Source organism: Arthrobacter alpinus, from assembly GCF_001294625.1.
Lineage (GTDB): Bacteria > Actinomycetota > Actinomycetes > Actinomycetales > Micrococcaceae > Specibacter > Specibacter alpinus_A.
In genome coordinates this window covers 3,206,447-3,229,982 of record NZ_CP012677.1, presented here as the reverse complement: position 1 = coordinate 3,229,982, position 23,536 = coordinate 3,206,447, and the positions used below count along the sequence as shown (strand labels likewise).

The 23,536-nt window shown below is 62.5% G+C and carries 21 protein-coding genes and 1 tRNA gene; 9 read left to right on the top strand and 13 right to left on the bottom strand.

The window, feature by feature from the left end; all coding sequences use genetic code 11:
* Positions 1-13: 13 nt before the first annotated feature.
* The 6 genes from AOC05_RS14655 to AOC05_RS14625 all read right to left on the bottom strand — a co-directional run bounded on the left by AOC05_RS14655 (position 14) and on the right by AOC05_RS14625 (position 9,017).
* Positions 14-1,024: a hypothetical protein gene (locus AOC05_RS14655; RefSeq protein WP_154606314.1), complete on the bottom strand. Its 1,011-nt coding sequence runs from the start codon at positions 1,022-1,024 to the stop codon at positions 14-16.
* Positions 1,025-1,067: 43 nt separating this feature from the next.
* The gene (locus AOC05_RS14650; RefSeq protein ID WP_062009832.1) at positions 1,068-2,654 is read right to left on the bottom strand and encodes a helicase HerA-like domain-containing protein; all 1,587 of its coding nucleotides are present in this window, start codon (positions 2,652-2,654) and stop codon (positions 1,068-1,070) included.
* Between the two features lie 1,836 nt (positions 2,655-4,490).
* Positions 4,491-6,608, bottom strand: a complete 2,118-nt coding sequence (locus AOC05_RS14640) for an HNH endonuclease signature motif containing protein (RefSeq protein ID WP_062007868.1) — start codon at positions 6,606-6,608, stop codon at positions 4,491-4,493.
* Between the two features lie 87 nt (positions 6,609-6,695).
* Positions 6,696-7,622: an AEC family transporter gene (locus tag AOC05_RS14635; RefSeq protein WP_062007867.1), complete on the bottom strand. Its 927-nt coding sequence runs from the start codon at positions 7,620-7,622 to the stop codon at positions 6,696-6,698.
* A 58-nt stretch (positions 7,623-7,680) separates the two neighbouring features.
* The gene (gene panD / locus AOC05_RS14630; RefSeq protein WP_062007866.1) at positions 7,681-8,097 is read right to left on the bottom strand and encodes an aspartate 1-decarboxylase; all 417 of its coding nucleotides are present in this window, start codon (positions 8,095-8,097) and stop codon (positions 7,681-7,683) included.
* A 44-nt stretch (positions 8,098-8,141) separates the two neighbouring features.
* On the bottom strand, positions 8,142-9,017 hold the full coding sequence (locus tag AOC05_RS14625) for a LysR substrate-binding domain-containing protein (protein ID WP_062007865.1): 876 nt from the start codon (positions 9,015-9,017) through the stop codon (positions 8,142-8,144).
* Positions 9,018-9,145: 128 nt separating this feature from the next.
* Here AOC05_RS14625 and AOC05_RS14620 point away from each other — a divergent pair, with 128 nt between their 5' ends.
* Positions 9,146-10,507 (top strand): MFS transporter, encoded by a 1,362-nt coding sequence (locus tag AOC05_RS14620; RefSeq protein ID WP_062007864.1) that lies wholly within the window; start codon positions 9,146-9,148, stop codon positions 10,505-10,507.
* Between the two features lie 217 nt (positions 10,508-10,724).
* On the opposite strand, the gene AOC05_RS19530 is transcribed toward AOC05_RS14620, so the two are convergent.
* Positions 10,725-10,886, bottom strand: a complete 162-nt coding sequence (locus AOC05_RS19530; protein WP_157374998.1) for a hypothetical protein — start codon at positions 10,884-10,886, stop codon at positions 10,725-10,727.
* Between the two features lie 25 nt (positions 10,887-10,911).
* Here AOC05_RS19530 and AOC05_RS14615 point away from each other — a divergent pair, with 25 nt between their 5' ends.
* Complete coding sequence (locus AOC05_RS14615) at positions 10,912-11,232, top strand: hypothetical protein (RefSeq protein WP_157374997.1); 321 nt, start codon at positions 10,912-10,914, stop codon at positions 11,230-11,232.
* On the opposite strand, the gene AOC05_RS14610 is transcribed toward AOC05_RS14615, so the two are convergent.
* The 5 genes from AOC05_RS14610 to AOC05_RS14590 form a co-directional block, all read right to left on the bottom strand.
* Complete coding sequence (locus AOC05_RS14610) at positions 11,202-12,392, bottom strand: N(5)-(carboxyethyl)ornithine synthase (protein WP_062007862.1); 1,191 nt, start codon at positions 12,390-12,392, stop codon at positions 11,202-11,204. The two genes, AOC05_RS14615 and AOC05_RS14610, sit on opposite strands and share 31 nt — an antisense overlap.
* A gap of 149 nt (positions 12,393-12,541) precedes the next feature.
* A tRNA-Gly gene (locus AOC05_RS14605) sits at positions 12,542-12,612 on the bottom strand.
* Between the two features lie 115 nt (positions 12,613-12,727).
* Complete coding sequence (locus AOC05_RS14600; protein WP_231687123.1) at positions 12,728-13,090, bottom strand: SHOCT domain-containing protein; 363 nt, start codon at positions 13,088-13,090, stop codon at positions 12,728-12,730.
* Positions 13,091-13,172: 82 nt separating this feature from the next.
* On the bottom strand, positions 13,173-14,366 hold the full coding sequence (locus AOC05_RS14595) for a cation:proton antiporter (RefSeq protein WP_062007860.1): 1,194 nt from the start codon (positions 14,364-14,366) through the stop codon (positions 13,173-13,175).
* A gap of 7 nt (positions 14,367-14,373) precedes the next feature.
* Positions 14,374-14,859 (bottom strand): cation:proton antiporter regulatory subunit, encoded by a 486-nt coding sequence (locus AOC05_RS14590; RefSeq protein ID WP_062007859.1) that lies wholly within the window; start codon positions 14,857-14,859, stop codon positions 14,374-14,376.
* Between the two features lie 123 nt (positions 14,860-14,982).
* Here AOC05_RS14590 and dcd point away from each other — a divergent pair, with 123 nt between their 5' ends.
* Positions 14,983-15,558, top strand: a complete 576-nt coding sequence (dcd, locus tag AOC05_RS14585; RefSeq protein WP_062007858.1) for a dCTP deaminase — start codon at positions 14,983-14,985, stop codon at positions 15,556-15,558.
* 41 nt (positions 15,559-15,599) lie between these two features.
* On the opposite strand, the gene AOC05_RS14580 is transcribed toward dcd, so the two are convergent.
* A complete protein-coding gene (locus AOC05_RS14580; protein ID WP_062007857.1) occupies positions 15,600-16,928 on the bottom strand; it encodes an MFS transporter in 1,329 nt (442 codons plus the stop codon).
* A 211-nt stretch (positions 16,929-17,139) separates the two neighbouring features.
* On the opposite strand from AOC05_RS14580, the gene AOC05_RS14575 reads away from it, so the two are divergent.
* The 6 genes from AOC05_RS14575 to mnhG are packed head-to-tail and all read left to right on the top strand — an operon-like array spanning position 17,140 to position 23,536.
* Entirely contained in the window at positions 17,140-20,121 is a 2,982-nt protein-coding gene (locus tag AOC05_RS14575) for a Na+/H+ antiporter subunit A (protein ID WP_062007856.1), read from the top strand.
* The gene (locus tag AOC05_RS14570) at positions 20,118-20,696 is read left to right on the top strand and encodes a Na(+)/H(+) antiporter subunit C (protein ID WP_082358006.1); all 579 of its coding nucleotides are present in this window, start codon (positions 20,118-20,120) and stop codon (positions 20,694-20,696) included. The genes AOC05_RS14575 and AOC05_RS14570 overlap by 4 nt, the downstream gene beginning before the upstream one ends.
* On the top strand, positions 20,693-22,321 hold the full coding sequence (locus AOC05_RS14565; protein ID WP_062007855.1) for a Na+/H+ antiporter subunit D: 1,629 nt from the start codon (positions 20,693-20,695) through the stop codon (positions 22,319-22,321). Before AOC05_RS14570 ends, AOC05_RS14565 begins: the two co-directional genes overlap by 4 nt.
* Positions 22,318-22,896: a Na+/H+ antiporter subunit E gene (locus AOC05_RS14560; RefSeq protein WP_062007854.1), complete on the top strand. Its 579-nt coding sequence runs from the start codon at positions 22,318-22,320 to the stop codon at positions 22,894-22,896. Before AOC05_RS14565 ends, AOC05_RS14560 begins: the two co-directional genes overlap by 4 nt.
* Entirely contained in the window at positions 22,893-23,168 is a 276-nt protein-coding gene (locus tag AOC05_RS14555; protein WP_062007853.1) for a monovalent cation/H+ antiporter complex subunit F, read from the top strand. Before AOC05_RS14560 ends, AOC05_RS14555 begins: the two co-directional genes overlap by 4 nt.
* The gene (gene mnhG / locus AOC05_RS14550; protein ID WP_062007852.1) at positions 23,165-23,536 is read left to right on the top strand and encodes a monovalent cation/H(+) antiporter subunit G; all 372 of its coding nucleotides are present in this window, start codon (positions 23,165-23,167) and stop codon (positions 23,534-23,536) included. Before AOC05_RS14555 ends, mnhG begins: the two co-directional genes overlap by 4 nt.

Sequence of the window (23,536 nt, the reverse complement as noted above, 5' to 3'; positions counted from 1 at the left end):
AGGGTGTTTGGGCCTAGTAGCTGACCACGGGAGTAACGCTCACGGTGGTGCCGTCGATGGCGAGCTTGGCAGTGAAGCCAAACTCCTCTACGACCTTCACCGGCGCCGTCACTCCCGTAAAAAGGTTCTGCTCATCGTATTCCACCTGCGCCTGGACCGTCAGCGGCGCAAGGACCCAAGTCCCGGCGTACGGGGAAATGGTGATGACCGGGTATTGCACAATGCCCCACTTGACGGCGGAGACCACCCTGTTGTTCGTGGCCGCGCTCATGGGACAGTTTGTGGGCATTAGCACGGACTGGGCGGCGCAGGCATCAAGGTACGAGCGGATGGTGGCGTCCACCTGGGAGAGCAGCTCAGTGGTGGGGCCGGTGGACAGTGCGACGGCGGGGACGGCGTCGAGCGGATTGCTCACCGTGCGCTGAACGGCCGGCGCGGCAAACAAGTCCGAGCGGTACTCTGCGTCGTAAACACCGGGGTAAAACAAACTGAAGGAATTCTTGCCATCAGGCATGTTGACGGGCACGCCGTTAATCATGGCCTCGTTGGCGTTGACCACTGAGACATTGAGGGTGGGCAACGTGCTGGGGACTATCGTCCAACTGTCAAAGAAAAGCCAATGCTTGGGGCCCGGGGACAGCAAGAATTCTGTTGATCGGGGGGTGTCGTTGACGGTGTAGGACACCGTAACGCTTTTGCGATTGTCCGGGGCGTCGAGCGGATCACCGATGCTCACGTCCTTGAGTTCCGCTTGGGACTTGGCAAGCCCGGGGCCATCCAAAACTGCCGCATTGGCATCCGGAACCCGGGCACCCAGCAGGCCCAAGGCCTTGGCCCCGTCCCCGGCACGGAGGGCAGAGAAGTAACTGTGCACCGGCTCCTGCGGTCCAAAGGAGTTCTTGTTGACCACCACAATGGTCACGATGGCGGCGGCGATGGCCAGCATCAGAATCAGCAGCCACGCGGCGGCTGTCTTGATAAGTTTGGCACCGTTCGTCACCTGTTCCACTGTACCGGTTCGCACGTGGATGACCTGAATCCGCCCCGATACCCGGCTGCCGGCGCTGTCAGCGGCGGCGTTTGCGCGGTGCGGTGCCAAACATGTCCCGCATCAAATTCCGGCCCAGTGAGGTGCCCATGGAACGCATCATGCTCTTCACCCCGCCTCCCAGCGCGCCACCCAGGACATCAATGACGTCGGAGGCCATGGTGCCGCCGTCGTTCCTTGAGGCAGGGAAATTGACCGGCGCGGGCGGCGGTGGCAGAGGAGCGCCCACAGCGGGGCCTGTCGATGGGGCTGGTGTGGGTGCCTGCAGCTTCTCGAAGGCGGAGACCGGGTCCACGGCGGTTCCGTAGGTGGGCAGCAGCGACGATGCGGCGATGACAGCCTTAACCGTGTCCTCCGTGCTGGGCCCCATGACCGAACCGGGCGCGCGCAGGCGGGTCAACGCCACGGGGGTGGGTGCGCCGTTGTCATTCATGACGGTCACAACCGCCTCACCAATCCCGGCGCTGGTCAACACTTCTTCGAGGTTGTAATCGTTGAGGGGGAAGGTTGACACCGTCGCCTTCAGCGCTTTGGCGTCGTCGGGGGTGAAGGCGCGCAAGGCGTGCTGGACGCGGTTGGCCAGCTGGGCCAGGACGTCGGAGGGGACATCCTTGGGGGTCTGGGTGACAAAGAAGATGCCCACACCCTTGGACCGGATGAGCCGCACGGTTTGGGTGATGGCGTTCAGGAAGGCTTTGCTGGCACCGTTGAACAACAGGTGGGCCTCGTCAAAGAAAAACACCAGTTTGGGTTTTTCCAGGTCTCCCACTTCGGGTAGATCGCGGAAGAGGTCAGCCAGCAGCCACATCAGGAAAGTGGAGAACAGTAGCGGCTTGTCCTGCACGCTGGGCAGTTCCAGGCACGTGATCACGCCCCGGCCGTCGGGGGCGATGCGCAGCAGTTCGGCGGTGTCGAACTCGGGCATGCCAAAGAACTGGCTCAGGCCCTGGGCGTCGAGGGTGATCAGGTTACGCAAGATGACACCGGCCGTCGCCTTGGACAGGCCGCCCAGCTCGGCCAGGTCCGCCTTGCCGTCGTCGGAGGTGAGGAATTGAATGACGGCGCGCAAATCCTTCAGGTCGTAAAGTTCCAGGTCCTTCGTGTCCGCGTAGTGGAACACTAATTGCAGGCTGGACTCCTGTGTTTCATTCAGGCCAAGGACCCGGGAGAGCAGGATGGGGCCAAAGGAGGTGACGGTCGCCCGTACCGGGACGCCGTTGCCGTTTCCGCCCAACGCCAGGAATTCGACCGGGAACGCTTTTGACTCCCACGCCTGTCCTAGGGCTTGGGTGCGGGCCGTGAGTTTCTCGCTGCCGGTGGCGGCTGTGGCGAGGCCGGTGAGGTCTCCCTTGATGTCGGCCATGAAGACGGGAACGCCAGCAGTGGAGAGTTGCTCGGCCATCATGTGCAGCGTGACGGTCTTGCCGGTTCCCGTGGCTCCGGCGACGAGTCCGTGCCGGTTCATCATTGCCAGGGGCAGGCCGACCTGCGCCTCGGGACGAATTTGCCCGTCCACCATGGCGGCGCCCAAGGAGATGGACGAACCGGAAAAGGTGTAGCCGCTTTGGAGCGATGCGATGATCTCTGCAGGGGTCTTGATAGCCATGGTGACAGCGTACCGTGCGTCACATTCTTCATTGGGCAGAAATTCGGACCCACGCGGATGATGTCGCGGAAGACGCCAAGTGCAGGCACCTCCCGACGCCCAGTACGTGCCCCTGGCCGAGCCAGGGGCACGTACTGGGCCAACTACTGTTCCCGAGTCTTGTGTCCGCGCGGGTCGACGTCGCCGTGTGATGGTAAGCATCGTTAGCAAGCCGAGAAGCACAGCAGCCACACCGCCCATGAACGGAAGCTGGTGTTCGAAACCGGTCGATGCAAGTGGACTGCCGGATGCAGTTGGCGTATTGGTGGGGCTCGATGCATTGTCTGCAACAGGCGCCGCGCTCACCTCAACGGTGATGGCACTTTGCAGTGAGCCGACGGTTGCCGTGATGACGCGCGTACCCGATTGCATGAACGTGATTCTCGAACCATCTATGACATCGACGGACGCGTTGCTCGTGAACGTTGTGCGAGCCGTGAGGTCGCCCAGAGAGTTGGCCTCCCAGTCATACCCGGTGATGCTGAAGGTTTCACCGTTGCCGGCGATGACAGTCACCGCCGACGGGTCGATCTTGAGTGATGCCAGGGGCCGACCGTGACGGATACGCCGGTGGCGGCTGACGTCGCGCCATGGGTTCCGGTGATCGTTCGTGGACCGGCCGTGCCGAATCGGATGCTGTTGCCGGTCACCGTGTCCGAGGCGTCCGAACTGGTGAGAGTTGTGGACGCAGTCGCGTTCCAACTGTCACCCCGGGAATCAGTCCCTGTAGCACTGAATGTGGTGGACGTCCCTGCACCGACTACTGTGGTCGTCGGTGTCATGGCAAGATCGGCAACGGCGGAGACATACGTCAACGTGACCGACGCAGGGCTGCTCGTAAGGCCGTTATCCACTCCAAAAGACGAGCCGCCGCCACCGCCGCCATACGTGGAAGCGCGGCCGCCGTAGAGGCCGCCGCCTCCTGTACCTTCCAGTCCACCGCCGCCAGCGATCACGAGTCGGGACGTGAGAGTTCCGGCGTCCGTCGCGCTCGAGGTACGCACATCGGAGGCCCCCCGCCAGCGCCACCCCCGAGGTCGTAGAAGCCGCCATAGTAAGGGGGTGCATCGCCGCCATTGAAACCACCGGGTGCTAGAACGCCACCTGGAATCCAGTGGGAGCCGTTGCCGCCCACCTCAGCGAAAAGTGGCTGCCCTGCAATCCCCGTAAACGACCCCGACACCGACGCGCCGCTGCCACCGAGCACACCACTCCGTTCCGGTCGTCCGCCTTTGGCGCCGATTGCGGTGGCCTTAGATAGACGTGATTCCGGCCGGGACTATGAACTGCTGCTCGGCACCTGCGAAGGAGAACGATACGCTGCAAAGGACTCCGGCGTTAGTCTGCGTACAACTTGTTGTGGCAGGTTGTACTGCGGAGGACGGTGCGGCCATCACTAGGCTTCCTGCCATAGCAACACCGATGGTGAGTAGCGTGGCTAGTGTCCTGGACCTTCTGCCACCCACTGACTTTGTCTGGAGGCTGCTCAAGGATGAATGCTGCTGGATCGACGCCATGACCAAGTGGTACTTTCTGAAGGGAGCTCAGGCGCGGCCCAGCGGGCCCCTGTATAGCGGGTCAAAGAATATCACGCTGATCGCGCCCATCCGGATTTCGTGACGCAACCACTTCACGAGAATCTGCGACTGCTCAAACGTGCGTGTTTTAATCCCCGTAACCATCCATGGCACTCTAGGCGGTGGGGCGATCGCGGCAACGAATTTCCGAGGCCATCACGGCATAGTCCCCTGGCATTCCTGCCATTCCTGACATTTGATCCGGCCGCGCCGCCGGCGGCTACCTATGCTCAGGGCGGCGGTATTCGACATGCTTCCCGGCCAGGATCAGCTCGATGATGCTCGGCGGGGCGCTGCTTGGTTGGGCACTGCTTGTCCGGGCGCTGCTTGGCGGTACTGCGGGTGGCACACGGGTGGGGTGAAGGGCCCTGGCGATCTTCTTCTTGAGCCATTTCGGGTAGGCAGGTGGCCGCAGTTCCCTCGGCGGGCCTGGATGCACGCGGCCGGAGGGAGATTGCCAGTTGATCCGGCCGTCGGGTGTGGTGGAAGGTTTCCATCCGCGGAGCCGGATACCTGCCCGATCCGGATCCCGGTCACGGCGGGAGCGGCCATGTTTGTCCTTGTCGTCCCTGAAATGTTTGAGGGCATGGTGCCGTGCACACGCGGGTCTTTGGTTGTCAGGTGTGGATTTCCCACCAATTTCCCATGCTTGGACGTGGTCCAGCTCGGTGACCAGGACAGGGCCGGTGCAGTTGGGAAAATAGCAGGTCTGCGCCATGGCGCGAAGCACGGCACGCTCTGACTCGCGGACCCTGTACCTGTCAGGGTTCATCTCAAGTGGCTCATTGGTGATGGGATCGGTGAATAGCCGCAGGAAGGTGCTGGAATTTGCTAGTAGTTTCCGGGCAGTGGTTTCCGGTATTGGTCCGTATCCGATGAGTTCGGCGGGTTCATTGGTAATTCCCAGGGCTCCGAGAACGGGGACTGTGAGAAGGATCTGGGCCTCGGGAAGCGGAGGCTCCGTGATGACCTTTCCAGCACGGGTGGCGGCCAGCATGTCCAAGTAGTCCTGCATCGGGTCCTCCGGAATTCCATCGACCACACCGTCCAGATACCCAGGGGCAGCCATCCGGATCCCCTTGAGAATGGGGGAGTCGGGCCAATCGCCGAATGAACTTTTCTTTGATAAATCCCAGGGGGCCGGATCAAAGGGCGCGCCTTCATCTCCGTCGGGATCAGCGCCGACAGCTCCGACAGCTCCGACAGCGCCTATAGCGCCGGCGCCCCGGACGGCGGCACCATGGAGGGGGTCGCCCTGGAGGGGGTCGCCTCCGAAAGTGCTGACAGCGCCAGGGTCAACGCCGCCACTGCCGCGGGCGGCGCCAACGAAGCTCACGTCGTCGAAGTGTCCGTCGTCGGGTGCGCCGTCGGAGCGCCCCTCTCCGAGTGGGGCCGTGAGGCGATGCTGGCCCAGGGTCGATTGGCCCGCCTTGGATTGGTCTATGGGTGATTGGCCCAGTAGCAGTGCCGCAGCGACGTCGATGCGCAATTGGGCAAGGGTGCGGTTCTCGTCGGGGCATTGGAGTTTGCGTGCCAGCCGGGTGCAGTGGACCCAGACGCCCTCCGCCGCGGGCGCGGGGAGGTGCAGGGTCAGCCATGACATGCCGTCACGGCCAGGCTCCATGGTCATGGCCCGCGCCAAGATCGCCTCCTTCGAACGCACGGGCAGCGATTCCGGGTGGGTACCTTCGCGCAGGCGGCGGGCCTTCGACTTGAACCTCGTGGCAGTTGACCCCGGCGCCAGTTTCAGGAGGTGCTGCTCGAAATCGTGTAGATCCTCCGGGGTCATGCCGGGGGTTTGAGAGAGAGTGTCGGTTTCGTCAATGACTGTTCCAACATGCCGCCAGGACAATTTTCCCGCGGCCAAAGCGTCTCGCGTGGCTGGGTGCGATCCCACCAGTTCGGTGGCGTGACGAACCATGGTGGTGGCAGTGCCTTCTGGAATACAGAGCACGGCGGCGATCTCAGTCCGTGCCGACTGCTCTGACATCCCGGATTGCCAACGATCCAATGCCAGAGAGGTGCCTTCGACAAACGCGGCGCCCATGAGCCTGTCAATGAGCGCTGCCCGGCACGCAGCCGTGGCGTCCTCCAGCCGTTTTAGCGCCGCGAGAGCCTCAACGGCATTGTCATACACGCTTCGCGCAACCAGAACGCGCGACAAGGGTTCCGGGTTCGGGACCGGGCACGGCGTATAGGCAGGAAGGCCGGTAAGGAGAGCGCTGTCAGCGCCGAAGCGTTCAATGGGGGGAAGGGTAATCGCAGAGATGAGTGCCGCCACATCCAGTGTGGTGGTGTCGCCACCCCGGCGTCCGGGGTCATTCGCCCGACTGCTCATACCATCATTCTTCTCGTATACATAGACCATGTCAATAGATAAGATGATAAAATTCACGAATATATGTTCTAGAAATGGAAGAGAAGCTCAACCCAGCAAGAATGCCACCGCGAACATGGCCGGGATGGCCAGGATGGTAGTTATCAGCACCGTGTCCTTGGCCGCAGCAACGCCAACCTGGTAGCGCTGCGCCGTCACGTAAACGTTTTGGGCCGTTGGGAGGGCCGCAGTCACCACAACAGCAAAAAGTGCGGGCCCGTCCATGCCCAGCGCGACGTGTCCCAGCAGGAAGGCGGCGCACGGGTGCACCACCAGCTTGAACCCGGTGGCCAGCAAGATGTCGGCGCGCCGCCCATCCGCTGCCGACAGCGGCTTGTTGGCGCCCAGTGACATGCCAAAGGCCATGAGAATCGCGGGGATCGCCGCACCGCCGATCAAATGGATGGGTTCGGCGAGCAGATCCGGCAGCGTCCAGCCGGTGGCGGCCAAAATGAGCCCCGCCGCGGTGGCAAGGATCATGGGGTTGCGGAAAATCTGCAGCACCACACGCCACGGGGTGGCCCTGCGCCCGCTCGTGAGGCTGTCCAGCAGCAGCAAATAGCAGGGCGTGTAGAAAGCCAGCTGGAAAACAAGCACGGGAGCAATGAGTGCGGCATCACCTAGGACATAAGCGGCGATGGGGATGCCAAGGTTGGCGGCGTTGGCCGTCGAAGAGGACATAGCTCCAAGCAGCGCCTCGGCAAGCGGGCGTTTGAGCCAAAGTTTGGTGATCAGCAAGAACACGCCGGCCGTGAAGACCGCACTGATAGCGGCCACCAAAAGGGGTTCAGCGAAAATCGTCGTTAGGTTGGCCCGGCCCAAGGTCCCCACCAGCAAGGCAGGGCTGGCCACGAAGAAAGAGAGTCTACTCAGGACAACTTGTGCGTTCTCGCCCAGCACCTTCGTTCGGCCCACGAACAAGCCCACCAAAATGACGAGCCAGACGACGGAGAAGCCCTCGATGACGGCTAGCACGGCGCCTCCGTGGCAGGAACGTTGGTTGGTGACACGCTTCCCACCCTATAGGTGGGGTTTAGCGGTGTTGTGCCAGGACGGGGCGCAAGAGCCCGTCTGTGACGGCCTCGGCGGGGTCGCTACCCAGCTTGACGATCGTGTTGGCGGTATTCACGTGGACCACCGTGGGCACAAAGGCGCGGGCCTCGGCGTCGTTCATTTGGGCATAGGTCATAAGAATGACCAGATCGCCAACATCGACCAGATGCGCGGCGGCACCGTTGATGCCGATGACGCCGGAGCCGCGCTCGCCGGCAATCGTGTACGTTTCCAGGCGTGCACCGTTGGTGACGTCCACAATGGAAACGAGCTCGCCCGGAAGGATGTCGGCGGCGTCCAGAAGGTCCGCGTCAACGGTGACGGAGCCGACGTAGTGCAGGTCGGCGTGGGTTACGGTGGCACGGTGGATCTTGGACTTAAACATGGTTCGCATCATAACCAGACAAGTCTACCGCTGCCCGCACGCCCACGGGCTGTGCGTTACCTCCTGCCCAGCGGTGTGAGCTTGCGTCCCATGATGGCCCGCGTCAGGGCGTCGACAACCTCAGTGTTGGCCAGTGGGTTGCGGATCAGCGTGAAGTCGACGTCTCCCACAGGGGGCAGGGCAAAGCGTTTCGTGATGATCTTCAGGTCATCGGGAACCAACGACGTCGGCATGGCGGCGATGCCGATCCCCGCACGTACCGCTGCGAGGACCCCGCTGATCTGCTTGGTGGTGCACGTGACCCGCCAGGTCTTTCCGGCCCGCTCAAGGGCGTCGAGGGCCAATTTTCGGCTCAGGCTCGGTGCCGGGTACACGATGACCGGCACGGGTGCGCCCGGTTCCAGCACCGTTTCCTCCAGCCCCACCCAGGCGAACGTGTCTTGCTTGACCACTTCGCCTTCCTGCGCCCCGGATACCCATTTCACGAACACCAGGTCCAGGGCCCCCGACTTGAGCCGGCGGTGCAGCTGGTCGCTTTGGCTGACGGTGAGTTCCAGATTAATTTGCGGGTACAGCTGGCGGAACTCGCGCAAGATGCGCGGGAGCCCGGTGATGGCCAGATCGTCGGCGGTGCCAAAGCGCAGGCGCCCGCGCATGGCGGCGCCGGAAAAGTAGCGGGTGGCGGCGTCGTTGGCCGCCAGGATGGTGCGGGCAAAGCCGGCCATCGCGTCACCGTTGTCCGTCAGTCTGACCTCGCGGGTGTCCCGGGCCACCAGGATCCGCCCGGCCGCCTGCTCCAGCTTGCGGACGTGCTGGCTGACCGTGGGTTGGCTGACGCGCAGGCGTTCGGCGGCGCGGGTGAAGTTCCTGGTTTCGGCCACGGCCAAAAAGCTCTTGAGCTGCGCGGGGTCAAAGGTAGGGGAGTCATGCACGCCGGTTTTCCGCCTCACTATTACAGAACGTAATACTACTTATAGTCACCATACTCTTTCTGTATGGACTTGCCCGGCCTAGGGTTGAAATAGCTCAAACCCACCCCACAAGCCACAGGACCATCGCGTTGACGCCCCCACCAGCAACCCAGCATGCTGCCCAGCCATCCGCCACCCACACCGCCCCCTTGAACACGGTCACAACGCGCCCGCCGTGGAACCAGACATTTTCCTCGCTGAAGATCCGCAACTACCGCATCTTTGCCTCCGCAAACCTGCTGGCGGTCATTGCAGTGTGGATGCAACGGGTGGCCCAGGACTGGATGGTGCTGGAACTTTCCGGTTCGGTGACCGCCGTCGGCATTACCGTCTTCATGCAATTCATCCCCTCCCTTGTACTCATGCCGCTGGGAGGCATCCTGGCCGACAGGTACTCCAAGCGCCTGATCCTGATGATCAGCCAAAGCGCCGCGGGGATTCTGGCCGCCATCATGGCGGTCCTGGCGCTCACCGGGCACCTTGAGGTCTGGCATATCTACGTCATCGCCTTTGTCCTGGGTCTGGTGGTGGTGGCGGACCAGCCTGCCCGCCAGGTCTTCGTCAACGAACTCGTGGGACCGCGGCAACTACGCAACGCCATCAGCTTGAACTCCTCCATCTTCCAAATGGGCGGCATGGTGGGCCCGGCCGTCAGCGGCGTGCTGATCATGGCTGTGGGCGGGGGCTGGGCCTTCGCCGCGAATGCGCTGGCCTGCACCATCACGGTTATCTCTTTGTCGCGGATCCGCGCCAATGAACTGGTGCAAATGCCGCCGGTGAAGCGTGCCAAGGGCCAGCTGATGGAAGGTGTCCGGTATGCCTTGCACAAGCCAACCATCGTCTTTCCCGCCATCATGGCCGCCGTCTTTGCGGTATTTGGGTTGAGCCTTGCCGTGCTGATGGCCGCCTACGCCAACAACGTGTTCGACGTCGGTGCCGGAGGCTACGGTCTGTTGAACACTCTCGTTGCGCTCGGGGCGCTGGGCGGGGCGCTGGCTTCCACCAGGTTCGCCACGCTGCGGTTGCGCTCAGTCATGATGGCCGCCGGCGCCTATGGGGTGGTGTTGATGATTGCCTCCACGGCTCCGAGCATGGCGTCCTTTGGGGCGGTCATGGTGGTGGCCGGTTTTTGTTCATTGCTGTTTCTGACCAGCGCAAACCAACTGGTGCAAATGTCCACGAACGTGTCGATCCGCGGCCGGGTCATGAGCCTGTACATCATGGTGCTCATCGGCGGCCAGGCCTTGGGCGGACCGCTCATGGGCTGGTTGGCCGAACATTGGGGGGTGCAGTGGGCCATGCTGGTTGCTGGTGGCATGCCGGCGCTGGCAGCCGTCGTGATTGGTCTGGTCCTGGCCAAGCGCGGCCAGCTGACGCTCAAGGTGAACCTGCGCAGCGCCCGTCGCCTAGTGTTCATCGTGCCGCGGGCTACCGGGCAGGAACCGGTGTAGGCAGGTGTGTGGCTGACCCGCCGGTGACACCATACAAAACTCGATCAGCTCACCCATCACTTCTGGGCGCACCCCGGTGCGCAACCTCCGCGCACCTCGGTGGTCAAGTCCTCTGCCGGGTTGCTGAAAACGGTACGTGCCGCAGGGCTCATGGGACGGCGTCGAACATTATAGTTGTCGCTATTCGCCGCACTGTTGCTGATGTTGGGGGCCGCTGCTAGTGGGCATGAGCCACGAGCTGTGGGTGAAAAAGCACACCGCCCACCACCAGAATCCCAAGGTGAAAGACAAGGCCCCGGACATCCACACGGGGGTTGTCGCCTTCCACGAGGAGGGGGCTGCGGGCAAACACGGGTTCGCAGCCGTCATCACCGGCCATCAGGGCACTCTTTTGTTTCCGCTCCGTGGAGATCGCCTTGTTGGTGTTCAGGTTTGGGGTGCAAATGGCGGTCTTCGGCTTCTACATCGGAACGTCCTTTGCCCCGAATCGCAATGGCATGCCGGTCTTGGAGGCCGGGAGCCGGGCCAACGCTTTGGTCCATGACGCCTGTGCGAGCAACAACATTCGCTTCACGGAGACCTCGCTGTTGCAGTCGTCCGGGATAGTAGTCAGCTACCTCAACCGGGTGGGCTTTCCACGGCTGACCCCTTTGCCTGCCCGCAGGTGCGCCAGTACCGCTAAGGTCCTGGGCGCCTACGCGCCAGCCAGCGGGAGGTGCGGATAGCTTTCGGCACGGTCCTGGAACTCAAGGATGGCAGGGTTGACGATGACGCCGTCGTGAATTTCAATGGCGCGGGAGATGGTCTCATTCTCCGCCCAGGCGGCTGGGCCGGCCATGACCGTTTCAATGAACGGCAGCAGGCTTTCGCTGATCTCCCAGGTGGCGGAATTCCAGAGGTAGCTGGGGCTGTGATCAACGGCGTAGTAGTTGATGTGATCGCCCACCTGAAAGATTGGGTCGGTGAACGTGGTGCTCCTGGCCCAACTAAAGCCCATACCCTCATCGCAGGAAACGTCGATGATCAGGCTGCCGCGGCGGAACGCACCCAGATCGGCTTCGCGCAGGTACATCATGGGGTCGTTGGGATCCTGCAGGGTGCAGTTGACGACGATGTCGGCCCCGGCCAGGAACTCTGCCAACGGGACGTCACCGTCGTCCAACATCACATTTCCGTTGTGGGGGTACTCCTGGGAGAAATCGAATTGCACCATTGCTGTGGAGTGGATGGGTGAGGCGACGGCTGCCACGTTGCGGCTTGTCAATACCTGAACGTCGGAGATGCCCAGGGCGTTCAGGGCCGTGACGGCGCCGCGGGCCGTGGCGCCAAAGCCAATCACCACGGCCTTGAGCCGGCGGCCGTAGTCGCCGGTGGACCCCGTCAGCGCCAGGGCGTGGAGCACCGAACTGTACCCGGCCAGCTCATTGTTCAGGTGGAAAACGTGCAGGCTAAAACTGCCGTCGCTGTTCCAGTGGTTCATGGCCTCAAAAGCAATAACTGTCAGCTTCTTGTCGATGGAGAGCTGGGTGATGGAGCGGTCCTGGACGCAGTGCGGCCAACCCCACATGACCTGACCATCCCTGAATTCTCCAAGGTCACTGGCCTGTGGCTTGGGGAGCAGGATCACGTCCGAGTTGGCAATGACCTGGGCCCGTGAGGCGATGGCGCCCACCAGTGGTGCCAGCTCGGAATCGGTGTACCCAAAGCGTTCGCCGTAGCCAGTTTCCAGGGTCATGCGCTGGCGCAAGGCCTCATCGATGCGAAGAAAATGCTCCGGGTGGATGGCCGCGCGGCGCTCATCCGGCTTCCTCGACGCACCCAAAACGCCCAGGCGCAGCCCGGCTGCCGGCTGGCTTTGTGCTTGTAACTGCTGGTCCTGGCCCATGGTTGCTCCCCTCGAGGGAACCAACGTGGCCCCTGAACAGACCCTACACGCACCGGTGCACCCCCGAACGCTGATCGCACCGGCATGGGAAAGAACTGATGCCCCCGCTGCGGACAGCGGGGGCATCAATATCTCACTTACTCGTACGGAGCGGGCGACGGGAATCGAACCCGCGTATCGAGCTTGGGAAGCTAGCGCTCTACCATTGAGCTACGCCCGCAAAGTTGCATGCCATCGGGAGAAACCCCTTTGTGCCGCGCATTGCAAGAAAAGTCTAGCGGATGTTCAGGGCCCGGTTGAACATTACGGGACCACCACCGCAGTCCCGCCACGAGCTAGCCGGTGATTGAGGCTTTAACTGCTGCAAATTCGGCATCCGAGAGGGCGCCGGAAGCGTGCAGCGCGGCCAGACGTTCCAGTTTTCCCAACAAGACCGCAACCGGCGCCCCAACAGGTGCGGCCGCCGGAACGGGGAACGCAGGTGTCTGGGCTTGCTGGGCCAACAGTTGCTGCGCGGCAGCCTGCTGATTTGCCGCCTTGTTGTTCACAGCATTGCTGGCGGCCGTGGCGGTGCCGGCAATGACCGAGGTTCGGGCCACTGTCCGTAAAACGGAAGGTCGGTTGCGTCGTCCAAAGACCATGATGTACTCCCTCGAGGAAACTGTTCGGGACAAACGCCCCGCTGATCCAATCGTCATACGGGAGTCGAGGCGAACTGGTTCGCGAAAAAACGGCGCGTGACGCCGTCGTGCTGCCAGCGCGGCCACATGCAACGCGGCTCTAAAAGGAGAGTTCGGGTTCCTGGGCCTGCGGCTTTTTGCCCTGAAAAAATCGCACCACGGGCTCCACATAACGGGTCGCGATGGGGCCAAAGACGGCCATGATCAGCACATAGGTGGTGGCCAGGGCGGCCAGTTGGGCCGGAACGGCACCGGAGGCCACCGCCAGTCCGGCAATGACAATGGAAAACTCGCCGCGGGCAATCAGCGCAGCACCGGCCCGTGCACGTCCCAGCACGGCAATGCCTTGCCGCTTGGCCGCCCACCAACCAGTGAAGACCTTGGTGGTGGCGGAAACTACGGCCAGAGCCAAGGCAAAACCGAGCACCGGGGGAATGGTGCGCGGGTCGGTGTTCAGGCCGAACAAGACGAAGAACATGGCAGCGAACAGGTCCCGCAGCGGCTCCAAGACGCGGGTGGCGCTCTGTGCCGTACCACCGGAAATAGCGATCCCCAACAAGAACGCCCCCACGGCGGCAGAGACCTGCAGGGCTGAGGCGAGACCCGCAACCAAAAGCGCCGCCCCAAGTAGTTTGAGTAGGAACGACTCCCTGTCGGGGCTGTCCAAAGCCTTGGAAACAACGTGTCCAAAACGCAGGGCCACCACCAAGACCGCCGTGATGACGGCGAGGGAGATGCCAACTGCGCTCAGCCCGCCCGCGAATGAGACCCCGGACAGGACGGCGGTCAGAATGGGCAGGTACGCCGCCATGGCCAAATCTTCGATGACCAAAATGGATAAGATCACGGGGGTCTCTCGGTTACCCAGCCGGCCCAAGTCACCCAAAACTTTGGCGATGATGCCCGAGGAGGAGATGTAGGTGATGCCGGCCATGACCAGCGCACCCACCGGCCCCCACCCCAGGATCAATGCCACAGCCACCCCCGGGAGCATGTTCAGGACCAGGTCCATCAGCCCGGCCATCCACGACTGGCGCAGGCCCGTCACCAGTTCCTTGGCCGTATATTCCAAACCAAGCATAAGCAGCAGGAGGATGACACCAATCTCGCTGGCGATGTGGGCGAAGCCGTCAATCCCGGCCAGGTTGACGAACCCGCCCTCGCCAAAAGCGAGCCCGCCCAGCAGGTATAGCGGAACCGGGGACATGCCAATACGCCCGGCGAGGCGTCCCAGAAACCCGAGCCCGAAAAAGACTATGCCGAGTTGGATGAGGGAGAGCGTCGTCGGGTCCATTGGTGAATTACAACCTGGACTGCAAAATCAAGGCTGCCTGCGCCAGACCCTCGTCGGTGCCGACGATCACAGCCAAATCGCCGGCGTGCAGGACTTCGTCCGGGCGTGGGGAGCCAATGACATCGTCATCGCGAAGCAAAGCCACGATGGAGGTTCCGGTGCGGGTGCGCATCTGCGTGTCTCCCAAAGGCCGGCCAGCGTAGCGGGAACCCTTGCGGATCAAGATTTGGTGCGTGGTCACTCCGGAAACGTTCTCTTGCTCGGCAGCGAGCTGGGCAATGAGCTGGGCGGAACCCAAAAGCGAACCCAGCGCCGCGGCTTCCTCGGCACTGAGCGGGATGGACGCGGCGCAGGCGTCGGGATCATCAATGCGGGAAAGGATCAGCTCTGTCTGGCCGTCGCGGTGGGTCACCACGCCCACCCGGCGCCCGGTGGCGAGCCGCAATTCCCGGCGGACACCAATGCCCGGAAGAGGAGTCTCTTCAATATTCATGGTCCTACCTTAGCGCTGAAACTGTGTGAGCTACCGTTTGATCTCAACGCCATCCCGGTGCCAAATAATTCTTCGGTGCCGCTGAACTGCGCCAGTGTAGCTCCAATGCGCTATTTTTAGAAGGTGCTGATCTCAGACCGCGACATTCGAGCCGAAATTGACGCCAAGCGCATTGTCTTGGACCCCTATGACCCCTCCATGGTGCAACCATCTAGTGTTGATGTGCGCATGGACAGGTTCTTTCGACTTTTTGACAACCACCGCTACGCCCACATCGATCCGTCGGAAGAGCAGCCGGACCTGACCCGTCTGGTGGAAGTTGCTGCCGATGAGCCGTTCATCTTGCACCCGGGCGAGTTTGTCTTGAGCTCCACCTACGAGACTGTCACCTTGCCGGACAATCTGGCGGCGCGTCTGGAAGGCAAGTCCTCCCTGGGGCGTCTGGGCCTGGTGACACACTCCACGGCCGGCTTCATCGACCCCGGCTTCTCGGGCCACATCACCTTGGAACTTTCCAATGTGGCCACCCTGCCCATCAAGCTCTGGCCGGGGATGAAGATTGGCCAGCTGTGCTTCTTCCAGCTCTCCTCACCGGCGGAGAACCCGTACGGTACCGGGCCTTACCTCAACCGTTACCAGGGTCAGCGTGGCCCCACGGCGTCGCGGTCTTTCCAGAACTTTCACCGCACCGCCATTTAGCGCACGGGCCATATCTCAGAGCTCACGGGGGATCTGCCCCGCTAAGCTGCCGCGCCCCCACGGGGCGGGGCTTTGACCGGCACGAGCAGCACCAGCCCCGCCAGGAGGACCACCAAGATGCCGATGATGCCCCATTTTTGGGCTCCGAAGAGCAGGATGGACTGGGCGAACAGCAGCGGGGCCAGGAAGGACACCGCGCGGCCGGTGGTCGCGTAGAGGCCAAACAATTCGCCCTCATGACCTGGGGGCGCCAGGCGTCCCATGAACGTGCGGGCCGAGGACTGGGCCGGTCCCACGAACAGGCACAGGATCAGTCCAAAGACCCAGAACGCTGTTTTCCCGTCGAGGAACAGCAGGATCCCTCCGGAGGCCAGCAGGCCCAGAAGTGAGGTGACAATGACGGCCTTGGGCCCAAACTTGTCATCGAAATACCCTGCGGACAGGGCGCCGATGGCGGCCACCACGTTGCCGGCGATGGCAAAGATCAGCACATCACCGGTTTTGAAACCGAAGGAGCCCACAGCCAGGACGGCCCCGAAGGTGAAGATCGCCGCCAGGCCGTCACGAAAAATGGCCGATGAAATCAGGAAGTACAGCGTGTGTGGTTGGGTTTTTGCCAGCCGCACAATGGTGCGGAACAGCTCACGGTAGGACTGGAAGAAGCCCACCTTGGGCATCGTGGGATCCGGCTTGGATTCCGGAATGGCCAGCAGCACGGGGATGGAAAACACCAGGATCCACAGGGCTGAGAAAACGGCAACGGCCCGGTAGCTCATGCCATCCGCGGCCGTGATCCCAAAGATTGCGACCTCGGGCTTGATCAGGGCAAAGAAAACGATCAGCAGTGCCACGATGCCGCCAAGGTAGCCTGCAGCCCAGCCGAAACCGCTGATCTTGCCAATGGTGGACTTCGTTGAAATTTGCAACAGCATGGCGTTGTAGTTCACGCCGGCCAGCTCAAAGAACACGTGCCCGGCGGCGATCAGGAAACAGCCAAAGAGCAGGTAGGACTCCTGGGGCTGGACAAAGAAGCAGGCGCCGGTCAGGACCGCAACAATGACCGTGTTGATGCCCAGCCACAGCTTGCGCCGACCGCTGTGGTCGCTGCGCTGCCCGGCGACGGGTGCCAGGAGCGCAATGAACAGCCCGGATACCGACATGGTGAAAGCCAAAACAGCCGTGGCGTGATCCGCCCCGCCAAAGGCGTCCCCGGTGAGGTAGAGCGCGGTGAAGATGAAGGTGGTCATGACCGCGTTAAAAGCGGCACCGCCCCAGTCCCACAGGGACCAAGCCACAATCTGCCAGGTGGTGCCGGGTTGTTTGGCCGTGGGGGCTGGCGGGTAGGCGGCAGCCGGCGGGTACTCAGTCATACGCCACATAGTAGCCGCCCAAAGTTACCGGGCGGTGGCGCGCGCGCAAACATCAAGCCGCGTCATAACGTTGTGATGACGCTCACCCTTGGGTGCGGGCGGCTTGTGCCGCGTCACATCAGGCACGGGAGTTGGTAGGCTGGAACGGTCGGATTCTGCCGATTTCTCTGTCCGCGCTTGTGACGCCAGCCCCAAACATGCGGAGCCCACTGTGTTGATTGTCCTGTGTGCGCATTTCCTCGTGGCCATTCTTGCGCCCATTTTGTTTGCCCGGGTGGGCCGTGCCGCGTTCTACGTGCTGGCCGCCGTCCCCGCAGCGAGCTTCATCTGGCTGTTGAGCCAATATGAGGCCGTCTATTCGCCGACGGCTATAAGTCCCTCCGTGAACATCCCCTGGATTTCGGTCCTCGAGGTGAATCTGACGTTCCGCATGGACCAGCTCTCGTGGATGATGTCGCTGCTGGTGCTCGGTGTTGGCGCCCTGGTGCTGGCCTACTGTGCCCGTTATTTTAAGACGGACGACGCCGGGCTGGGCGGCTTTGGTGCCCAGTTGGTGGCTTTCGCCGGCGTCATGTTTGGCCTGGTCACGGCCGACAACTTGATCTTGTTGTTTGTCTTCTGGGAACTGACAACTGTTCTTTCCTATCTTTTGATTGGGTACGCCCGCACCCGTATCGCTGCCCGGCGCGCCGCCTTGCAGGCGTTGATGGTCACCACCTTTGGCGGGCTGGCCATGCTGGTGGGCTTGATCATGGTGGGTGAGGCTGCCGGCACGTACAGCATCTCGGGCCTGCTGGCCAAGGCCCCGGAATTGGTGGCAGCCACGGGAGCCCCCGGCACCGCCCTGGACATTGGGATTGCGCTGATCTTGGTGGGGGCCGTGACTAAGTCGGCCCTGGTGCCCTTCCATTTCTGGCTGCCCGGCGCCATGGCGGCTCCCACACCTGTCAGTGCTTACCTGCATGCCGCCGCCATGGTGAAGGCAGGCATCTATCTGATCGCCCGCCTGGCCCCCGGCTTTTCCGGAACCGAATACTGGCAGCTGATCATCACCGTCCTGGGGCTTGCCACCATGCTGGTGGGCGGCTGGCGGGCCCTGCGCCAGCACGACCTGAAACTGATCCTCGCCTACGGCACTGTCAGCCAGCTTGGTTTCCTGACCGTCGTCGTGGGGTTGGGTAGCAAAGAAGCCGCCATGGCCGGCATGGCCATGGTCCTGGCTCACGGGCTGTTCAAGGCGGCGTTGTTCCTGGTGGTGGGCATCATCGACCACCAGTCAGGAACACGCGACATCCGCGAACTGTCCGGGGTGTTCCGGTCGGCACCAAAGCTGGGCGTGGTCGCCTTGATTTGCGCGGCCTCCATGGCCGGGCTGCCGCCGTTGGCCGGATTCGTCGCCAAGGAAGCGGTGTTTGCGGCCTTTGCAGCCAATGCCCGCTACGGCCCTGCCGGAACCACCATCGGTGTCCTGGTGCTGGCCAGCATGGTGGTGGGTTCCATCCTGACCTTCGCCTACAGTGCGCGGTTCATGTGGGGTGGCTTTGCGAAAAAGCCAAAGGGCATGGCCACCGCGTTCAAGCCGGTGGGTGCCTTGTTCCTGGGCGCACCGGCCCTACTGAGCCTGCTCACAGTTACCTACGGGCTCTACCCCCACCTGGTGGAAGGCTGGATTGCCCCCTACAGCGCCCAGTTCCGCGCCGATGATCCAGCGAGCTTGCATCTCTCGCTTTGGCACGGTTTCACACTGCCATTGGCGTTGAGTGTGGTGGTGGTGGCCGGCGGACTGGGTTTGTTCGCGGTGCGGCAGCGGGTCGAACGGTTGCAAGCCAAGCTGCCGCCCGTGATCGACTTTGAACGCGGCTACCGGCAGTCAATCGTGGTGCTGGACCGGGTGGCCATCTGGGTTACCGGCCGCACACAGCGCGGCTCGCTGTTCTTCTATCTGGTGGTCATCATGGGCACCGCACTGGCCAGCATTGGGGCTGTGCTGGTCATCACCGAGCAGAGCTGGAGCAAGAAGGTTTACTTCTTTGACTCTGGTTCCCCGTTCCAGGTTGTTGCAGGAATTGCCATCGCGGTGGGTGCGGTGGCCGCGACCAGGGCCAACAAGCGTTTCATGGCCGTGTTGATGGTCTCGGTCACCGGTTATGGCGTGGCGCTGATCTTTGCCTTGCAAGGCGCGCCTGATCTGGCGTTGACGCAGATGTTGGTGGAAACCATCATTCTGGTGGCGTTTGTGCTGGCCATGCGTTCGCTGCCCCCGGGACTGCAGGAACGCACTGCCGGGAATCACAAGCTCTTGCGCATCGTCTTGGGTGTCACGTTTGGGGCCGTCATGGTGGTGGTGGGCGTGGTGGCCATGGGCTCGCGGATTGCCACGCCCATCAGCCTGGAACTGCCCAAGATGGCCTATGAAGGTGGCGGCGGCCTGAACGTTGTCAACGTCACGCTTGTGGACATCCGCGCCTGGGATACCTTTGGTGAGATCTCGGTCCTGGCCATTGCCGCGACGGGTGTGGCCAGTTTGATCTTTGTTCGTGGGCGCGGCCAGCGGCTTGCCCGCGCCGCAACAGTGGCCACGGGAAGCATTGGACGCGTGGCGGACGGGGGGAAGTCCCCGAGTACGACGGCGGAACTCGCCAAGCGCTTCACGGCCACCGCCGGCAACCCCTGGCTGGTGGCCGGGCGCACCTTGGCCCCGGAACGGCGCTCCATCATCATTGAGGTGGTCACCCGCCTCGTGTTCCACAGCATCATCGTGCTCTCCATCTACCTCTTGCTCGCTGGGCACAACGGCACCGGTGGAGGCTTTGCCGGCGGCCTGGTGGCCGGCCTGGCGCTGACCATCAGGTACCTGGCTGGCGGCCGTTTTGAACTGGCGGAGGCCACCAGGATTTCAGCTGGAACCTTGCTGGGTGTGGGTTTGGCGGCGGCCGCGCTGACGGGCATCACGCCATTGTTCTTTGGCGCGGAGATCTTCCAAAGTGCCATCCTCTCCTTCGACCTTCCGGTTTTTGGGCACATCAAGTTTGTCACCTCCACCATGTTCGATATTGGCGTGTACCTGGTGGTGGTGGGCTTGGTGGTTGATGTGCTGCGCAGCCTGGGCTCCGAAATTGACCAGCATGAAGAAGACGGTCTCGGTGGCATCACCTTGATCGAAGACGACGAGCCTTTGGAGGCGGGACGATGAGCATCAACATGACCCTGCTCCTGGTGATGGGTGTCCTCTACGCCATTGGCATCTACCTGTTGCTTGAACGCAGCCTGACCCGAGTGCTGCTGGGATTGATGTTGCTGGCCAACGCCACCAACATCTTGTTGCTGACAACCGGCGGCTACGCCGGGCTGGCACCGATCTTCAACAAAGATATTCCGGCAACGGAATATAACGACCCGCTGCCACAGGCGTTCATCCTCACCTCCATTGTCATTTCCTTTGCTGTTACGGCATTCATGCTCAGCCTGATCTACCGCTCGTGGCTGCTCAGCCACGCAGATGTCATCCAGGATGACCGGGAGGATCTGCGGGTGGCTAGTCAAGACCTCTTTGACGTTGAGGAGGACTCCGAGATCGCCATCGAAATTTCCGACTTCCATGAGAACGATCACCCCCTTGAGAGCCGAGAGATGATCCCAGGAGTCACCTTGAAGAAATCCGCCACCGCGCACAACGCCCATTCGCGGGCCAGGCATAATGCGAAGCCGAATGCCCAGCCGAATGCCCAGCCGAATGCCGAGCCGCAGGCGCCGGAGGACCGCTCATGAATGTCGCCTCCTTCGCTCCGCTTGCCGTGGCGCTTCCCTTCCTCGGGGCGGCCATCGCCTTTGTACTTATTCGCCATCCCCGCGCCCAGCGCAGGGTCAGCCTGGGAACGCTTTCCCTCACCCTGACCCTGGAGGTGTGGGTTCTGGCGGTGGTGTGGAATTCCGGGCCCGTTGCCGTGCAATTGGGCGGCTGGGCTCCACCCTTTGGCATTGTCATGGTGGCGGACCAGTTCTCCTCGCTGCTGTTGGTGGTCTCCTCCGCCGTCAGTCTGGCAGTGCTGGCCTACGCCTCCGGCCAGGGTGCCGCGGACGGAGAAGAAAGCGGGCCCGTCTCCGTCTTCCACCCCACCTACCTGATCCTGGTGGCAGGGGTTTCCAACGCCTTCCTGGCAGGGGATCTCTTTAACCTTTATGTGGGTTTTGAGATTCTACTGACGGCCAGCTACGTGTTGATGACGCTGGGCGGCACCGGCTCACGCATCCGTGCGGGCATCACCTACGTGGTGGTCAGTGTGGTGTCCTCGCTGTTGTTCCTGATAGCGATCGCCATGATCTACGGGGCCACCGGCACCGTGAACCTGGCAGACCTGGCCATCAAGCTTGGCGCGCTGGATCCGGGCACCCAGCAGCTGCTGCACGTGTTGTTGCTGGTGGCGTTTGGGATCAAGGCGGCCGTGTTCCCGCTGTCCTTCTGGCTGCCCGACTCCTACCCGACAGCCCCGGCCCCGGTGACCGCGGTGTTTGCCGGCCTGCTCACCAAGGTGGGCGTGTATGCGATCATCCGCACCGAAACCCTGTTGTTCCCCACCGATGATTTTAACGACGTACTGCTCTGGGTGGCGTTGCTGACCATGCTTGTGGGCATCCTGGGCGCCTTGGCCCAGACGGACATTAAACGAATGCTCTCCTTCACCCTGGTGAGCCACATCGGGTACATGATCTTCGGCGTCGCCCTGTCCTCCGTGCTGGGGCTGGCCGCCACCATTTTCTACGTCATCCACCACATCACCATCCAAACCAGCTTGTTCATGGTGACCGGCCTCATTGAACGCCGCGGCGGGACCTCGGCCATCACGCGGCTGGGCGGCCTGGCCAAACTCTCACCTATCCTGGCCGTGCTGTATTTCATCCCCGCCATGAACCTGGCCGGCATCCCGCCATTCTCCGGGTTCCTGGGCAAGCTGGGGTTGCTGCAGGCCGGTGTCGCCAACGGCTCACCGCTAGCCTATGCGCTGGTGGTGGGCGGGGTGGTGGCCAGCTTGCTGACCCTGCTGGTTATGGCACGCGTCTGGAACCGGGTGTTTTGGCGCAGCACCGCCGACGCCGAGAATCCAGACCCCGTGCTGCTTGCCTCCGCGCCGGTTGCTGCCGGGGGGCGCAGCATGAGCGCGTTGCGGACCAGCAAGCACGTTAACGCCACGGAGGGACGGTTTGCCGGCGAGAACGAGATACCCATCCTGCCCAAGATGATGGTGTATTCCACCATGGGGTTGGTGGCGCTGGGGCTTGCCATGAGCGTTTTTGCCGGCCCCTTGTTCGAGTTCAGTCAACAAGCCGCCGAGGGCATGTTGGCCCGCACCCCGTATATTGAGGCTGTTTTGGGCAGTGGGGTGGGCGCACCATGAGTACCAAGGTGAAAGAGGGAAAGCGGGGCGTGTGGCAAAAGGTGCCCCTGCTCATCTGGATGGTCTTTGTGTGGGGTGCGCTCTGGCAGGATTTCAGCCTGGGTAACCTGGTCTTTGGTGCCTTGATCGCTTTTGGGGTGTCCAAAGCGTTTTATCTGCCGCCCGTTGAACTGACGGGCCGCTTCAACGTGTTCCGGGCGCTCGTCTTTACGCTGCGCTTCCTTGGTGAGGTGACGGTGGCCAGTGTGCAGGTGCTCTACTTGGCCGTGGTGCGCGGGCCAGCCATCCGCAATGCTGTTATCGCCGTACCCCTGCGCAGCAAATCGGATTTTTTGATGACAGCCACCGGCCACGTGCTGTCCTTGATTCCAGGGTCCTTGGTGGTGGAGGTCGATCGCGGCACCTCCACCTTGTACGTGCATGCACTCAACGTCTCCACGCCCGAGGGCGTGACGAAGGCTCGTGCCGAAATCCAGGAGATCGAGGCCAGGCTCATTCGTGTCATGGGAAGCCGTGAAGAACTGGCGGCACTCAAAGCAGAGACGGCCCCGCCGTCACCTAGGGAGGCGCCATGACAGGCCTGCAAATTGTAGTGGTGATGGTCGCCGTCGTACTTTCACTGGCGGCAGCCGGGACCATTTACCGGATTGCGGCGGGGCCTTCCCTGCTGGACCGTGTGATTGCCGCAGATGTGCTGCTGGCAATTTTTGGCGCCTCACTGGCCACGGAGATGGCACTGAACCGGCACGCCGACAACCTTGCACTGCTGGTGGTTCTTAGCGTGATCGGCTTCATCGGCTCGGTCACCGTGGCCAGGTTTGTGGCCCATAAGAAGGAGGACGCATGAGCGTTGATGGCCTGATCAATGTGCTGACGGCGATTTGCCTGCTGGGCGGGGCCCTGATGAGCCTGGCCGCGGCCATTGGCCTGATGCGGTTCCCTGACCTGATGAGCCGGATGCACGCCGCCACCAAGCCGCAGGTGCTGGGTTTGTTCTTGATGCTGGCGGCCGTGGGCCTGCAGATCCGGGCGTGGTCGCTGGTTCCGATCTTGCTGGTGGCGTGGCTGTTTCAGCTGCTCACGGTTCCTGTGTCGGCCCATATGGTGGGCCGTGCCGGGTACCGGACCAAGCACCGGCGCCCCGAACTGCTCAGCGCCGACGAGCTCAACGAGGTGGTTGAGGCCGTTCGCGAGGACACCCAACCCGGCAATTAG

Coding starts and splice junctions, on each gene's coding strand:
- AOC05_RS14650 (WP_062009832.1), bottom strand. CDS start 2,654: ATGGCTATCAAGACCCCTGCAGAGATCATCGCATCGCTCCAAAGCGGC.
- AOC05_RS14640 (WP_062007868.1), bottom strand. CDS start 6,608: ATGAGCAGTCGGGCGAATGACCCCGGACGCCGGGGTGGCGACACCACC.
- panD (WP_062007866.1), bottom strand. CDS start 8,097: ATGATGCGAACCATGTTTAAGTCCAAGATCCACCGTGCCACCGTAACC.
- AOC05_RS19530 (WP_157374998.1), bottom strand. CDS start 10,886: ATGGCCGGTGATGACGGCTGCGAACCCGTGTTTGCCCGCAGCCCCCTC.
- AOC05_RS14610 (WP_062007862.1), bottom strand. CDS start 12,392: ATGGGCCAGGACCAGCAGTTACAAGCACAAAGCCAGCCGGCAGCCGGG.
- AOC05_RS14600 (WP_231687123.1), bottom strand. CDS start 13,090: ATGACGATTGGATCAGCGGGGCGTTTGTCCCGAACAGTTTCCTCGAGG.
- AOC05_RS14595 (WP_062007860.1), bottom strand. CDS start 14,366: ATGGACCCGACGACGCTCTCCCTCATCCAACTCGGCATAGTCTTTTTC.
- AOC05_RS14590 (WP_062007859.1), bottom strand. CDS start 14,859: ATGAATATTGAAGAGACTCCTCTTCCGGGCATTGGTGTCCGCCGGGAA.
- AOC05_RS14580 (WP_062007857.1), bottom strand. CDS start 16,928: ATGACTGAGTACCCGCCGGCTGCCGCCTACCCGCCAGCCCCCACGGCC.
- AOC05_RS14570 (WP_082358006.1), top strand. CDS start 20,118: ATGAGCATCAACATGACCCTGCTCCTGGTGATGGGTGTCCTCTACGCC.
- AOC05_RS14565 (WP_062007855.1), top strand. CDS start 20,693: ATGAATGTCGCCTCCTTCGCTCCGCTTGCCGTGGCGCTTCCCTTCCTC.
- AOC05_RS14560 (WP_062007854.1), top strand. CDS start 22,318: ATGAGTACCAAGGTGAAAGAGGGAAAGCGGGGCGTGTGGCAAAAGGTG.
- AOC05_RS14555 (WP_062007853.1), top strand. CDS start 22,893: ATGACAGGCCTGCAAATTGTAGTGGTGATGGTCGCCGTCGTACTTTCA.
- mnhG (WP_062007852.1), top strand. CDS start 23,165: ATGAGCGTTGATGGCCTGATCAATGTGCTGACGGCGATTTGCCTGCTG.